18 protein-coding genes and 1 pseudogene are annotated in these 14362 nt (G+C 36.2%); 7 read left to right on the plus strand and 12 right to left on the minus strand.

Annotated elements, in window-relative coordinates; all coding sequences use genetic code 11:
* Positions 1 to 107: 107 nt before the first annotated feature.
* Positions 108 to 911: an SDR family NAD(P)-dependent oxidoreductase gene (locus KVT27_RS06790; protein WP_036125432.1), complete on the plus strand. Its 804-nt coding sequence runs from the start codon at positions 108 to 110 to the stop codon at positions 909 to 911.
* 69 nt (positions 912 to 980) lie between these two features.
* Here the strand turns inward: KVT27_RS06790 and KVT27_RS06795 are convergent, their stop codons facing one another.
* The 3 genes from KVT27_RS06795 to KVT27_RS06805 form a co-directional block, all read right to left on the minus strand.
* Complete coding sequence (locus KVT27_RS06795; protein ID WP_217580985.1) at positions 981 to 1484, minus strand: DinB family protein; 504 nt, start codon at positions 1482 to 1484, stop codon at positions 981 to 983.
* A gap of 385 nt (positions 1485 to 1869) precedes the next feature.
* Positions 1870 to 2742: a DMT family transporter gene (locus tag KVT27_RS06800; protein ID WP_036146070.1), complete on the minus strand. Its 873-nt coding sequence runs from the start codon at positions 2740 to 2742 to the stop codon at positions 1870 to 1872.
* A 525-nt stretch (positions 2743 to 3267) separates the two neighbouring features.
* Entirely contained in the window at positions 3268 to 4227 is a 960-nt protein-coding gene (locus tag KVT27_RS06805) for a bile acid:sodium symporter family protein (protein WP_217580986.1), read from the minus strand.
* Between the two features lie 270 nt (positions 4228 to 4497).
* Between KVT27_RS06805 and KVT27_RS06810 the strand changes: the two genes are divergently transcribed.
* Positions 4498 to 4926 carry a HEAT repeat domain-containing protein gene (locus KVT27_RS06810; RefSeq protein ID WP_036125442.1) on the plus strand — a complete coding sequence of 143 codons (429 nt, stop codon included), beginning with the start codon at positions 4498 to 4500 and terminating at the stop codon, positions 4924 to 4926.
* A 74-nt stretch (positions 4927 to 5000) separates the two neighbouring features.
* Here the strand turns inward: KVT27_RS06810 and KVT27_RS26600 are convergent, their stop codons facing one another.
* The 4 genes from KVT27_RS26600 to KVT27_RS27185 all read right to left on the minus strand — a co-directional run bounded on the left by KVT27_RS26600 (position 5001) and on the right by KVT27_RS27185 (position 7552).
* Complete coding sequence (locus KVT27_RS26600; protein WP_249660446.1) at positions 5001 to 5231, minus strand: hypothetical protein; 231 nt, start codon at positions 5229 to 5231, stop codon at positions 5001 to 5003.
* 231 nt (positions 5232 to 5462) lie between these two features.
* Positions 5463 to 6092: a LysE family translocator gene (locus tag KVT27_RS06815; RefSeq protein ID WP_036146067.1), complete on the minus strand. Its 630-nt coding sequence runs from the start codon at positions 6090 to 6092 to the stop codon at positions 5463 to 5465.
* A gap of 110 nt (positions 6093 to 6202) precedes the next feature.
* Positions 6203 to 6397 carry a hypothetical protein gene (locus KVT27_RS06820; RefSeq protein ID WP_036125450.1) on the minus strand — a complete coding sequence of 65 codons (195 nt, stop codon included), beginning with the start codon at positions 6395 to 6397 and terminating at the stop codon, positions 6203 to 6205.
* A gap of 702 nt (positions 6398 to 7099) precedes the next feature.
* The gene (locus KVT27_RS27185; RefSeq protein WP_309140222.1) at positions 7100 to 7552 is read right to left on the minus strand and encodes a CBO0543 family protein; all 453 of its coding nucleotides are present in this window, start codon (positions 7550 to 7552) and stop codon (positions 7100 to 7102) included.
* Positions 7553 to 7701: 149 nt separating this feature from the next.
* Between KVT27_RS27185 and KVT27_RS06825 the strand changes: the two genes are divergently transcribed.
* The 3 genes from KVT27_RS06825 (at position 7702) to KVT27_RS06835 (ending at position 10976) form a co-directional block, all read left to right on the plus strand.
* Positions 7702 to 7956 carry a hypothetical protein gene (locus tag KVT27_RS06825; protein ID WP_036127865.1) on the plus strand — a complete coding sequence of 85 codons (255 nt, stop codon included), beginning with the start codon at positions 7702 to 7704 and terminating at the stop codon, positions 7954 to 7956.
* A 303-nt stretch (positions 7957 to 8259) separates the two neighbouring features.
* Positions 8260 to 10032, plus strand: a complete 1773-nt coding sequence (locus tag KVT27_RS06830; protein ID WP_036125453.1) for an oleate hydratase — start codon at positions 8260 to 8262, stop codon at positions 10030 to 10032.
* Between the two features lie 176 nt (positions 10033 to 10208).
* Positions 10209 to 10976, plus strand: coding sequence for a copper amine oxidase N-terminal domain-containing protein (locus KVT27_RS06835; RefSeq protein WP_036146062.1), 768 nt, complete (start codon positions 10209 to 10211; stop codon positions 10974 to 10976).
* 101 nt (positions 10977 to 11077) lie between these two features.
* Here the strand turns inward: KVT27_RS06835 and KVT27_RS06840 are convergent, their stop codons facing one another.
* Complete coding sequence (locus KVT27_RS06840) at positions 11078 to 11539, minus strand: GNAT family N-acetyltransferase (protein WP_036146059.1); 462 nt, start codon at positions 11537 to 11539, stop codon at positions 11078 to 11080.
* A gap of 78 nt (positions 11540 to 11617) precedes the next feature.
* Between KVT27_RS06840 and KVT27_RS06845 the strand changes: the two genes are divergently transcribed.
* On the plus strand, positions 11618 to 12016 hold the full coding sequence (locus tag KVT27_RS06845; protein WP_217580987.1) for a pyrimidine dimer DNA glycosylase/endonuclease V: 399 nt from the start codon (positions 11618 to 11620) through the stop codon (positions 12014 to 12016).
* Positions 12017 to 12032: 16 nt separating this feature from the next.
* Complete coding sequence (locus KVT27_RS06850) at positions 12033 to 12653, plus strand: HAD family hydrolase (RefSeq protein WP_036125463.1); 621 nt, start codon at positions 12033 to 12035, stop codon at positions 12651 to 12653.
* A 35-nt stretch (positions 12654 to 12688) separates the two neighbouring features.
* On the opposite strand, the gene KVT27_RS06855 is transcribed toward KVT27_RS06850, so the two are convergent.
* The 4 genes and pseudogenes from KVT27_RS06855 to KVT27_RS27490 form a co-directional block, all read right to left on the minus strand.
* Positions 12689 to 13159: a DinB family protein gene (locus KVT27_RS06855; protein ID WP_036146056.1), complete on the minus strand. Its 471-nt coding sequence runs from the start codon at positions 13157 to 13159 to the stop codon at positions 12689 to 12691.
* Positions 13160 to 13306: 147 nt separating this feature from the next.
* A complete protein-coding gene (locus KVT27_RS06860) occupies positions 13307 to 13528 on the minus strand; it encodes a hypothetical protein (RefSeq protein ID WP_052059768.1) in 222 nt (73 codons plus the stop codon).
* A 337-nt stretch (positions 13529 to 13865) separates the two neighbouring features.
* Positions 13866 to 13994 (minus strand): hypothetical protein, encoded by a 129-nt coding sequence (locus KVT27_RS27020; RefSeq protein ID WP_256448880.1) that lies wholly within the window; start codon positions 13992 to 13994, stop codon positions 13866 to 13868.
* A gap of 103 nt (positions 13995 to 14097) precedes the next feature.
* Positions 14098 to 14181 (minus strand): annotated as a pseudogene (locus tag KVT27_RS27490) (YjcZ family sporulation protein); the annotation flags it as partial.
* Between the last annotated feature and the right edge of the window lie 181 nt (positions 14182 to 14362).

Genomic DNA, 14362 nt, shown 5'->3' on the forward strand with positions numbered 1-14362 from the left:
AATCAATGGGCTAGTCTTTTTAGTTTAAAAATAAATAGTTTAATGTTAAACTATTTACTGAAAATAAAGAGTGTATTGCTCTTTTTTGTTTTAAGGAGGAATGAAATATGAATCGTGTACAAAATAAAGTAGCTTTAGTAACAGGTGGCGCATCAGGAATTGGTTTATCAGCAGCGATCTTATTAGCCAAGGAAGGCGCAAATGTGGTTATTGCTGATTTCAATATAGAGGGTGCTCAAGAAGCGGCACATTCTTTAGTGAAAGAAGGTTACGAGGCTTCAGCGATTTTCCTTGATGCAGGGGATGCTTCTTCAATTGAAGCGGCAGTGAACTTCACGGTGGAACAATACGGTACATTAACTGTATTGTTTAACAATGTTGGTTTAACAAACTTGCAGAAGGATTTAGATGTGGTGAATATCGACTTAGATGAATGGGATCGTTTAGTCAATGTGAACTTAAAATCCATTTTACTTGGAAGTCGCTTTGCCATACCACATATGCAAAAGGCAGGAGGGGGCTCTATTATTAACACAGCTTCCATGGCTGCATTCGCTAGTGACCAAATCCGTACAGCCTATGGTGCTACAAAGGCAGGAGTGGTCAATATGACTAAAAACATTGCCACTCAATATGGCAAAGATAAAATTCGCTGTAATGCGGTCGCACCAGGTCTCATTTTAACACCAGCAGCAAAAAATAATATGCCAGATGAATTGCTAGCAATCTATTCTAAATTCAATGCCCTACCATACCATGGTGAAGCAGATGATATCGGTCACGCAGTGGTATTTTTAGCCTCAGACGAATCAAAATTTATGACGGGTCAAACAATGCAAATTGAAGGTGGCCATTATTTAGCAAACCCAACCATTGCAGACACAAATAATTGGTTAGCTACTCTTAAATAAGCGCTCAAAAAAGAGGTTGTCCTTTAATGGGCAACCTCGCTTTGAATATTGTGTCTGTCTTAGCTTCATTTACATTTGGGGGGCTTGCAACCCGAACTGTGCCCATTCCTCTTTGGCGGGACCGTAAATGCCTGGAACAGGTAAGCCGGCTTGTCGCATGAGCACAGTTATTTGTCCACGATGATGACTTTGATGTTGCAATAGAAATAATAAAAGAGAGCCGTTAGGGATGGATTGACCAATAAAATCAATCATTTCATTCATGGTCTGGTCTGTCCATTGTGTTTTTACTGCTTCAATAAAGGCATTACTCGCTTGATGATAACTATCTGCAATCAATTGAGCGGAAGTGGGAACAGGATAATCCTCTGCTGGTGCCTCAAAAGTTAGATCGGTATTGGCGGAAATAATTCGAATAGCTGTGACAGTATGCCAAGCAATACGCCCTAAAGTCCAATGTTCATCCGTTATTGCTTGATGAAGCGATTCATCGGTAAGCTGGTGGAGTAAATTTTGCGTAGCAGTAGCTTCAAATGTCCAAGATTGTAAAAAATGCTCTACTGTTTGAAACATAAAATAACCCTCCTAAAATGAAGTCTTTAAGGTTAAATAGTATTATTTTTCCCTCTATTTTGTTCCCAATAGAAAAGCAAAATAAAGTACGGCATAAACAGGAATTGCGGTGGAAGTGACGATATACATTGTCCACTCACCAATCGTTAGTTTTCTTTTCCATTTCGTTAATTTAAGATGTCTGCGATACACCATACTGGAAATAAGTATGGCTAGAAATGATAGTTCCTTTATGGAATCTAAAAGGGGAATCAAATCATCAGCTCCTTTAAACTGTTGCAATATATGAGGCGAGCTGTAGGAACATGACTACAAATAACGGCATAACCGCCAGTAGCTGAATTAAAAAAGTGCGCCTCTATACAAGATAGAAACGCACATTCTTTTACTCTTCTCGAATGACCATAAATACACCGCTAAAAATGAAAAGCGAGCCCAACCAAAATGAAAGACCAATCGTCTCCCCTAAAAGGAGCCAGCCTAAAAATGTACCGACAACGGGCTGAAAGAAGAAAAATAAGCCCCCACTAGAAGCATTCATTAGTTGAAGCCCTTTATTCCACAATAAAAAACCACCAGCAGTTGAAACAATACCTAAATAGAGCAAGCCACCTGAAATCGTTGGCTGCACAACAATGGATAGATTCATCTCATTTAACCTTGGAATGACAAAAGGCGTCAATAGGATAACGGCAATGAAGGAAGAATAGGTTGTCACCACTATTTGAGAGTAATGACTTGGAACTTTTTTTACTAGAACAGACATCAATGCCCATGTTAAGGCGGCAAGCAATAAGTAGAGTCCACCTAATTGTTGGGTACTATCAATTCCGCCATGGCCCACAATGACACCAACACCAATTGTTGCTAGGATAATAGACAAGCACTTTTTGATGGTTATGTCTTCCTTTAATAGGACACGTGCAAAGACAACCATAAAAGCAGGTGTTGTAGCCGTAATAATCGCACCCATTTGTGCAGTGGAAAGCAGGGTGCCCATTTCTTGAGTAACAATCGAAATCGTATTGCCGATCAGACCGACAAGAAAAATAAGGAGCCAATCCTTTTTGGCGATTTTCCAAGATTGTTTCGTCATAATGCCAATCAAACCAAGTGTAAAGACGGCAATTACATAACGAATCCAAACAAGCTCTAACGGTGGCACGACCTCCACCACTACTTTGACAACTACATACATAGCGCCCCAAATGCTCGCCGCAAGCGATAAAAAGAAGGCGCCGATTAGTTTATTTCTCATGTTTTTTCCTCCGTTTTCATAGTTACCTATGTCCTTAACGGAGAAAAAGCGCTTCTACCGTTAAGGAAGAAGAAGTGCTGGAACGTCCTGTTCAAATAATGGAGCATACATCATCTAGATCACACCATCCTATTCATGTATTTTTATCAGTATAAGGGAAAAGTCTATGATTTCATAGAATAGCCACGCTAATTTCGAGCTGTTCTAAATAAAGATAGAATACTAAAAACAGACCCTATGAATCCACAAACGAAGAATATATAAGCTACCAGTAGGGACATAGCTTCCAAGTGATCGGTAAAGATTTTATAGGCTCCTACTAAAAATAATGCTAAGCCACTAATGAAACAAATGAAATTCCTATTTTTAACAGTCATAACATCCCCCCTAAAAATTAGATTTGGCAAATGAAGCTCGATACACTCTAAAAACAATAAAAGAGGAGTGGCACTAATAAAATTAAAATAACTCCTATCCCATAAACAGTAATAACTTTGATCATGTCTTTTTTCATGAAAACACCACCTAATGTGAAACTTGATTGTCAGCCATCACAGTGGTACTTTTTATCACCATTTTACTAAAAATTGAAGCAAGCACTTGTTGAAATAACATACCAAACACGACAGGCATTGCTACTTTACCTGGGAAGTATGTTGTGGCCACAATGACCCCAACGGCAATATTTCTCATACCTCCAGTATAGACAAAGGTAGCCATATGTGAATAGTCTTTTAGCAGATAGCGACCAATCAAAAAGGCGAAGACATAGCCTGAAACAGCAATCAGAAACACTAATAATATAACGAACAATAGGTGTAGATTAAAATCTTTCAAGTATGGAGCGATCGCACTGCTATTAATTAAAATAACAGCAAATAAACATAGCTTTGAAAAAGGCGCAAGCTTCTTTCCCATTTTCTTTGGTATTTTTCCCTTTGACCATTCATTCACCAATATACCTACAATCGTCGGTAAGACAATCATTAAGAGTAAGTTAAGTATAAGCGAGAGAACGTCTAATTCAATTTTTTCACCAGACACAAAGAAGAGAATGAAAGGGAGAATGAATGGAGAAAGGAGCGTATCGATTAAAATGATCGATAAGCCTAACGGTAAGTTTCCTTTGCAAATATTGATCCAAATAACACTTGTAACACCTGTTGGAAGTGCAACCGCTAAAACAAATCCGACCGTTAACAAATGGTCATCAAAGATAACAGTAGATAAGAAATACGCCCATAACGGCATTAATAGGTGAAGAAAAATAATGGAGAACATAATAAGTCCGGGATGCTTCACAAAGATTTTTACATCTTTAAATTTCATATGTAAGCTTCCTGAAAATGTCATGAATGCAAATAGCCATGATACGAGGAATAATAAGCTTTGTCCTATGCTTTCTAATAATACACCTAAAATTAAACTTAATGGTGTCAAGATCGCAATGTATTTTTGGAGAAATACATTTAATTTTTCTAACATCAAAAGACCTTCTTTTTCATCTGATTTTATAACTTTATGTTAATAATAACAAGAAGAATAGGGGGATAGGTAAATAAAAAGGCAGAAGGTCCAATAGCGCTCGGTCAAATGAAAACGAGCGCTAATCCTTTTTACAGAAGGTAGTGACCCCTTAATGGTATTTGTCCTTATCAACGAATCATCGCTATTTTCACCAAGACAACGTATAATAAGTGAAGCAGAAGAAAAAGAATTTATTTTTCCTCTAGTTAAAAAAAGAGGTGCAATTACTTGAAACAGTTTGAAACAGCATTACCCGAGCAGTATGAAGCATTAAAAAAACAGGCCAATTATACATCTAGCTGGCGAGAGCGTTTAGACGCAGTCGAAAAGTTATCGGCTTATCAACATGACAAAATTATAGATTTATTAATTAATCGTATGCAGCATGATACTGTCTACAAGGTGCAAGTAGCAGCCTATGAAGCACTTGCGGCGCTTGGCGCGGACGTAGAGAAGCCATCACCGGCACGTTTTGATATTATCAAAGGAACAGACAAAATTTTCCTGCGAGTTAAAAAGAGCTTGCCGAAGGACCATACAGTGGCAGATTTTGCGGATAAACTAAAACGGATGCGTTTAGATGTCTTTGATGCGTATGAAGGCGACAAAGGTGTACAATTTATGGATTGGTTAGAGGAACGTTGGGCAAAGCTGTAATCTGTAGTATTGCGATTTATGATTATGAAGGAAAGTCATTCTCTCCGCTTGTGGAGGGGATGGCTTTTTGCGGTTCATCTAAAATGATTATGCAACCACCAAACAACAAGAAACATACTCGCTATCCCCCAAGCTGTGGAACCCCATATCCACCAAATGACGGATGTAGCTTTTGATGAGTTTTCCTCGTTTTCCCTATTTGCTTTTATAAAAGCGATCTTCCTTTCCATCCCTTTTTTCATAGAAGTGAGAACAACAAATCCAATTAGGATGAAGCCAATAGTTATCCAAAGTAATAGGTCCATTTTTACACTCCCTTTGAAAATTTTTCTTAAAAGAATGTTCTTCAACATTCTAACCTGATTGTTGAAGAAAAGATTCTGCCAATCAACACAGAATTTTTAAGTAAACTTTAAATGATCAATTTGCTTGTCTCATTTGCATCAATTCTTTTGATATTTGCCTAATTTATAGTCAAACAGCCCCTTCAAAATGAAAGGAGCTGTTCGTGGGGGGCATAATTGTAAAATTCCGTATTAATGTGGAGCTTTTGTTTGCAGCAATTGGAAGCCCATATCAATAAATAGTATTCCTGTCGCCTTATTTAGAAGGCGTCCAAACTTTTGATTGCCTCGTAATTTTGTCGTCATATACGAGGAGAAGTAAGCAACAACTAAACACCAGACAAGTCCAGTTGCTGTAAAAGTAAGGCCTAAAAGGAGGAATGGAATGGGCCCAGATGCGTGAACATCAATAAATTGCGGGAGAAACGCAATGAAAAATAAGGAAACCTTTGGATTCGTCAAACTTGTAAATAGGCCCTGTATATAAATGTTTCTTAAGTTTAGTGTCCCTGTAGATGACTCAAAACCGATCGTTGACTGATCGCGTATCATCTTTATTCCTAAATAAGCGAGGTATATAACACCCATTACCTTAATGATTGTAAATAATATAATTGATTTTGTCAGAATGAGTGATAGACCAAAAGAAACCAATAACGTATGAATTAGGGAGCCAGTAATAATTCCAAAAACAGAATATACACCCGCTCTTTTTCCTTGGGCAATACTTCGCCCAATAATATACATAGTGTCTGCGCCAGGAACTAGATTTAATAAAATTCCTGTTAATAAAAACATTTCATAATTAATAATACCAAACATGTCAGCACCTCTATCTCTTTATTTTAGGGTGCCCTTATTGATAATAAAGGAAAAGACTTAGAAATAAAAGGATTTATTTATGTGGAAATTTACCTGAGAGTCCAAGTGGTTTATCGAGTATTGACTTGTTTTTTATCAGTTTTCTGTGTAAAAGGAATCCGTACAATACCGACGATCAATAAAATATTGCCTGTCCATCTTAGCCATACATAATAAGGATGATCCTTTAACAGAAACAGTGAGGTAAGGATAATAATCATCCCAATCCCAATGAGCAGCTTTATATAAATGGGTATTTTTGACATTCGCCAACCTCCTTTTATAAAAACTATTTGAATTTATAAAAATGTCGAGAGGGGAAATCATACGAAATACATAGTAGCCTCACAACAGCGTTACTACGTATTCGGTCTTATACTTCATTTCGTTTAAAAATAAGAATGAGGATATTTAATAGAATCGTACTTACTAATAAGAATAGGAGCCAGTATGGAACTTCTTGATAAGAGCACTTCAATCCTTAATCTTCACAAGATGGACATTATAAATTAATTGGAAACTAATCGAAATAGCACAAGCACTTAGACTTAATATGCGTATCGTTAATCAATAATGTTGAATTTGTTTCGAAGTTGCTGAAAGACTAGCAATGGGTAACGATATGGCCATTAATCCAAGGACTATGCTTCCCACATTTAGCATACTCATCATGGAACAGTTCCTCCTTTTTAATTTGAAAACGAAAATAGGGAGGAAAATGTTTTGATATATTGTAAATTTTACGTTTACTCAATCTTCCTAATAACTTATGTAAGTCCTATTAAACATATGAAGGGTCACTTTGGTAAGAAGTGACCCTAAGTAACAAATCAGGAGGTTGTTAAACTAGTTTAGCTTAACTACTACTATATATATGAAGCGTTCACTTAGTATATCTAGTTGATTGCCTCTTCAGTAGAAATTAAAACTATATTGAAGAAAAATTATTTATTTTAGCAAAAAAATAGTTATTGGAGGACGCGTATTTTCAGTAAAAATCTATAATACCCATACAAAAATAAATAAGGGAGCAAATAGGAGAAAAAGGTAAAATAAATATTCCATCCGTTTTGGTAGTTGACCCTATCAAAGAAAACAAATATCCCTTCTAAAAAAGTGGTGAGCAATGTCATTAATAATAGAACCAAAAAAGGTTTGTTCGTTTTTTTTATGGAATAGATACAGTAGCAGGATAAGACAGGATATATGCCAATATCAAAAGGTAGTGAAGCGAAGCTTTTTTGTTCGGGAAAAGGTAGCACCTCCCAAAAATCAAAATAAAAGCCAAGAGAATTCATCAGATAAGCCACTACGCTAAAAAATGGAGCCACTAAAAAAAGCAATACTTTATCTTTTTTGTATAGATGCATGAGACAAATCGTCCAAGGAATTAGAAAAACTAAAAATAAATGTAAAATCATCTTTTACCCTTTCATTACTAACTAATCTAATCTTTATTAGTATTACTGCAGAACCGTTGAAACATACAGATGTTGGTGATGTGAAAAATAACAAGACGTCAAAAATATTTTATGGATGTGGACAATAATGAGGACGGGAGTTGAAAAAAGTGAGCGGAATTGATAAACGAAATCGATTAAGCGAGGAGCCTTTTACGTATCAAATTATGAAAAAAGGGACTGTCGCTATTTATTACGAGGGGAAACAAATTAAAGTGGTTAAGGAAAAAGAGGCAGAGCGTCTTTTAGCAAAAATACATGAAGCGGAACAACAGACAATAGAAGTTCAATTATTATTAGCGAAATTGACAGGTAATTTTAAAAGAGGTAATGAAAAATTTGGTAAACATAAAAGGAAGTTTTAACTAAGGAGAATCAAAATTTATGTGACGAATGATTTTTTTAATATAATATTTATGCAATTTGTACATCCAATAATTGTATTCCGTTTTCCTTTTTAAGGCATTGATCTAGGTGTAGATCGTCATTTTTTGTACTTCATCATCCACTTATAAAAATACAACCGACTGTTATGTCCAATTATAGGGGACTTCGAATGGAGTGCTTTCTTTTGAATTTGAATATTTTGTTAATCATTCTTTCCTTTTACCATTTCTGTGGTAATTCATGTTATTCTATATTGGAATAATAAATATGGAGGCGGTAATATGTATTACAGCAATGGTAACTATGAAGCTTTCGCACGTCCTAAAAAACCGGAGGGAGTAGATAAAAAATCTGCTTATCTCATTGGTTCGGGCCTAGCCTCGCTGTCAGCAGCATGTTTTTTAATTCGTGATGGCCAAATGAAAGGTGAAAATATTCATATTCTGGAAGAGTTAGATATTTCAGGAGGTAGTCTTGATGGCATACTTAATCCGACGAGAGGATTTATTATTCGCGGTGGTCGAGAAATGGAAGATCATTTTGAATGCCTATGGGATTTATTCCGTTCCATTCCTTCATTAGAGGTAGACAATGCTTCTGTGTTAGATGAATTTTATTGGTTAAACAAAGAGGACCCCAATTATTCAAAATGTCGTTTAATAAAAGATAGAGGTCAAAGACTTGAGGATGATGGCAAATTCACCTTATCGGATCAGTCATCCGAGGAAATGATTAAATTATTCTTTACACCTGAGGAAAAGCTAGAGGATAAAAAAATTACAGATGTTTTCTCAGAGGAATTCTTTGAATCGAACTTTTGGCTGTATTGGTCCACTATGTTTGCGTTTGAAAAATGGCATTCAGCAATGGAAATGCGCCGTTATATTATGCGTTTCATTCACCATATTGGTGGATTACCAGATCTATCAGCATTGAAATTTACGAAATATAACCAGTATGAATCGTTAGTGCTGCCGATGATAAAATATTTAGAAGGTCATGATGTTGATTTTCAATATAATACGGTAGTGGAGAATGTTTTGGTCGATAAAGTGGGCGACAAAAAAGTAGCTCATACATTAGTTTTAAGAAAAAATGGTGAGAAAAAGAATATTGAACTTACAGAAAATGAATTGGTATTTGTGACAAATGGTAGTATCACAGAGAGTACAACATACGGGGATAATTATACACCAGCCCCTGTCAATAAAGAATTAGGTGGAAGCTGGTCACTGTGGAAAAACATCGCTGCCCAGGATACTGACTTTGGACGACCAGAAAAGTTCTGTGATAATCTTCCAGAGGAAAGCTGGTTTGTTTCCGCCACCCTAACAACTTTAGACGATCGAGTGGCACCTTATATTGAAAAAATTAGTAAAAGAGACCCGTATGCAGGCAAAGTAGTGACTGGAGGTATTGTCACAGCTACAGATTCTAATTGGATGCTAAGCTATACGTTAAACCGACAACCTCACTTTAAGCATCAACCAAAAGACCAATTAGTCGTTTGGATTTATGGTTTACTATCAAATAAACCAGGTGATTTTATTAAAAAAAGCATTACGGAATGTTCAGGTATTGAGATAGCACAAGAGTGGCTCTACCATATGGGTGTACCGGTTGATGAAATTCCAGACATCGCCGAAAATTCCTGTAATACGATTCCGTGCTATATGCCTTATATCACCTCTTATTTCATGCCAAGAGCCATGGGGGATCGTCCACTAGTTGTGCCAGAAGGGTCTGCTAATTTAGCCTTCATTGGCAACTTTAGTGAAACTGTAAGAGATACCGTTTTTACTACTGAATATTCAGTAAGAACTGCGATGGAGGCAGTCTATCAATTATTAAATATTGATCGTGGAGTTCCAGAAGTATTCGCCTCTTCTTTTGATGTTCGCACATTATTAGCTTCAACTGCTCGCTTATTAGATGGCAAAAAATTAACAGATATTGATGCGCCATTTATTTTAAAACAAATTGGTAAATTAGGAATTCACAAAACAAAAGATACGATTATTTATGACTTACTGAAAGAAAGTAAATTAATATAGACAAGTGATACTGGTTGAAATCAGCTCAGAAAATAGACAAAGTCTTGAATAGGACTTTGTCTATTTTTTTCTATTACAATCCTAGAAAGATTTAACGGAATTTAATAAAACTATTAAATTTAGTAAAAATATGATATTTTAGACATGGATAATGACTAGATGAAAGAGTGGGAATCATGAAAAAATTAGTGAGTGGTTTACTGGCGCTGGTCGTTTTATTACAGGTAGGTACTGTCCAAGGTACTGCCTATGCCAGTGAAAAGGATTATGAAATCTACAATGGTAAAGTCGTGAATGCTAGACTTTACGCGCCTATACGAGCTGTAGGTGAAAAGCTAAAAGCTAAGGTAAATTGGGATAACACTACAAAAACGGCAACGGTCATCACTGACAAGACGGTGATGAAAATGACACTTGGCTCAAAGGTATTAAAAGTCAATAATGAGCAAATTCAAATGGATGTCTCATTACTTTTAGAAAATGGCAGCATTTTTTTACCCATTAGATTTATTGGTGATGCATTAGGGCATAGTACGTATTGGGATAAAAAAGCTCGGATGGCTAGTTCCTCTTCAGAGCAAAATAGGTTCGTTGTTTATGCACAACCACTGTTTTATCGGGATGGCTATAAGCTGCTAGATGAGGCGATTAACAAAGTGAAGAATTTGTCGAATGTCGCGCAAAAAAGACAATACTTAAAGCCGTATTTTACTGATGAAATGATTAATTTAATTATTATGAGAAATGTAACCTATACAGATTTATCTCCATATACAACAAGTTATAATTATTATTATCCAAAAGAAACAAATATGTATATCTATCGTAGTGAGAGTTTACCTAATCAATCTAATGAAATTTCTCAGCAGATTTTAATCACGAAGAGAAATAATCAATGGGTAATAGGTTCTTTGAGCGAACGTATGTATGAGCCGATGCCATAAAACGAAATAAACATCAAAAAAGTCGCCCTATTATATAGGCGACTTTTTGATTATATGCATCAGAAGGGCTGAGCGCAAGTTTTTCATTGCTTGAGAGTACTCTACAACTCAAAGCGCATCGTATGGTTCATATCCTGAAACCCAAGTTTTTCATATAAAGCGATAGCTCCTTTATTTCCAGACAGAACGTTCAACTCCAAATAATCCAATTTGCGCGTATCAGCCCATTTCTTCGCTTCTAGCAGTAGGGCCGTTCCAATTCCTTTACTTTGATATCGCTTGCCAACAATGACATCAATAATAAAAGCGTATTTGTATTCAACCATGCATGTATAACGAGGGGTCGTCATTTCCTTTAGTAATAAAAACCCTACGATTTCTTGATCTTTTTCAGCGATTAAAATATCGGAATCTTCCTCGATAATTGTAAAGCGAATAAAATTGACATCTTGTTTAGTAGGTCTGATATATTTAGGTTGTAGAATGGACATTTCTAAAAAGAGCTCTTGGTATAACACCTCGATTTGTGGAATGGCATCAAGTGTGGCAATTTTTATTTCCATAGTAATATACCTCCATTTGTGTTTTACTAATATGGAATATTTTACATGATTGAGTGAATAATAGAAAGGGGAGAGAGCATGAGATTATGGCATGTAGATTTAATAGCCTTCCTACCAAAAGGGCAGCTACTTTCACAATGGCGAGAATTAAACAGTATATTTGCCAAGGAAGATAAGCATATACTCATTAATTATATATACGAATATCCTAAAGACGACTTGTTTATTTATACGGAAATGATCATTACTGAAATGAAAAAGCGTGGCTATCAAATTAGAACATTTGAAAAGATGAATAAATACTTTGAGGCGTTGGGGACAGTCGAGGCAAAAATACCTTTCAAGCAGCATCATAATAAGGAATATCTTGACATTTGTTTTTATAATTTAAAAGAGAAGTTTATACGCGGTCAAAAAGATTATGATGAGGACAAGTACCATCAATTATGTATGTTTGTCAACAGCAATCATGTATAGGGAAGGCGGGATGGTTATGCTACAGGCGATTATTTTTGATGTAGATGGGACAATTTTGGATACAGAACAAGCGATTTTACAGTCGCTGCAAAGGACATTGCGTGAGGAAACAGCAAAAGAGTATGCTTTGGATGAATTAAGGTTTGCCCTAGGCATTCCAGGGAAGGACACATTACAACAGCTTAACGTTGATAATATAGAGACAGTTCATCAAAAATGGTCTACAGCTGTTCTTGATTTTTCACAGGAGGTTTCGGTCTTTCCAAAATTAGAAGCGGTCATCCAATCTTTAGCAAGTAAACCCATACAGCTCGGCATTGTTACATCGAAAACAAGACAAGAAGTAACAGATGAGTTTGATCCTTTTGGGTTAAGTAATTATTTCACGCACATCATTAGTGCCAGTGATACGGAGCAACATAAACCTCACCCAGAGCCACTTTTAGCCTGTCTGGAATTATTGCAGGTAGCCCCTGAAAATGCTATTTATATTGGGGATTCGGTATATGATTTGCAATGCGCCAAACAAGCAGGAGCCAAATTTGCTCTAGCTTTGTGGGGGGCCAAAACGACTAAGGGGTACGAAGAGGCAGATTATGTTTTACAGGAGCCGAAGGATATTTTAACGATCATTTAAAAAAGGTGTATCTACTAGTGATACACCTTTCATTATTAATCCCAAATTTTCGGGATTGTCACTTTCGCTGTTCGGAAATAATCCAGTAATTGCCCCGTATGAACGGACTCATGGTAGGCAATCCTCAGCAACATATCTCCCAAATCTCTTATGTATCCTACATCTGAGCGGTCAATTTGAATCCTTGTTAAATCCTCATTCGCGAATGATTGAACCGTTTCCATAAATTCAAGTCGATAAGGCTCTGCCCATAATAGTTCTGCTTCAACAGTGGTGTAAGGCCGTTTTTCAAATGGAGATTCATAAGTACCTAGACTGCCTTTATTTTTAATCGCCTGGTGGTAATAATGTTCACTTTCAAGCACATGTCGTATCATCTCGATACAAGACATTGCCTCATGATCGGGCTTCCAACGTAACTTTTCTTGAGGGATAGATGTCCATAGCTTAATACTACGTCTACGCACTTCCTCGAAATTTAATACAAGTAGATCAATTGCGTTCATATTCTTCCTCCATTCGCTCGTATACTAAAATTATACACGAATATATGTTCTGTTGGAAGTTATTTCTACCAACCTAGAGGACGATTTTTCAATTGTTTGTGTAAAAAATCTATAAATTTGGCTTGCGTTCTTTTTTTTCTTCATCATCTAATTGACTCGTCTATTATGTTGAAGATATTTTCTGACGTGACGATTGGCAAAAAATAATCTGTGGTACCGATCATCTTGGTATTCTTCCTCAAACCAATCATACTGTCGTAGCCTTTCCATATTGCGATCGATTTTTGTTGTATGTAAAGTGGTAGAACCATCCAATGCATTGGCTAAAATGGCTAACATAAACTCTAACATGGATTCACAACCAATCATGTTGAATACTCTTATACGAATGTAATGAAATCGCGTGACCGAAAAATGGGAGGGGCACTCATAGAAAGTACCCCATAGTAACAAATCAGGAGATGCCTTGTTAAACGCTTTTCGCTTAACATTACTATTTATATGATAAGATAACTAGGATTTATAGACCATCATAACGATTTCACCATTAAAAAGAGATCTATCTATCGACTTTAGGATAAATGTAAAAAAATAAACCAGGTACCCTTTATTTAGGCGTACCTGGTTTATTGTATGAATGAGGATGAAATTGTCTATGTAATAAATGGATGCCTATAAAAATACTGCTGACACCGATAATTCTTACTTATACATTTTGGAGAAATTGCTTATCGTCTACAGAGATTACGATGAACATGAGACCTATCGTTAGTAATGCAGAGCCAATGACCCCTTTTATTATTCTCATAAAGATGTTCGGTTTATAATTTTGCAAAAAAACGAATCGCTCCTTTCTGAAAAGCAAAAGGATCACTAGGCTGGTTTAAGTGACCCTTTCATTATATTGAAGGGATATTTTTAGGTGCTAAAGGGATGTATTAGTATCCGTAACCCATAAAACTAGCGCCAACGATAATTAAAAGAATGAAAAGAACTACGATTAATACAAAAGATGAACCGTTATAGCTGCCGCCATTGTCGCCGCCATAATAACAACCGCCGTTGTTCATATTACCTACATTTCCGCCGTATCCGTATCCCATTGAAGATCCCCCCTTTCTACAACCTATAATATGTAGGTGGGGAGGGTAGAGAAATGGTATTTACCCTATACTAGCTTATTTATTTTCAAGAATATCATAA

It is taken from the genome of Lysinibacillus sp. GbtcB16 (genome assembly GCF_019091145.1).
Classification (GTDB): domain Bacteria; phylum Bacillota; class Bacilli; order Bacillales_A; family Planococcaceae; genus Lysinibacillus; species Lysinibacillus fusiformis.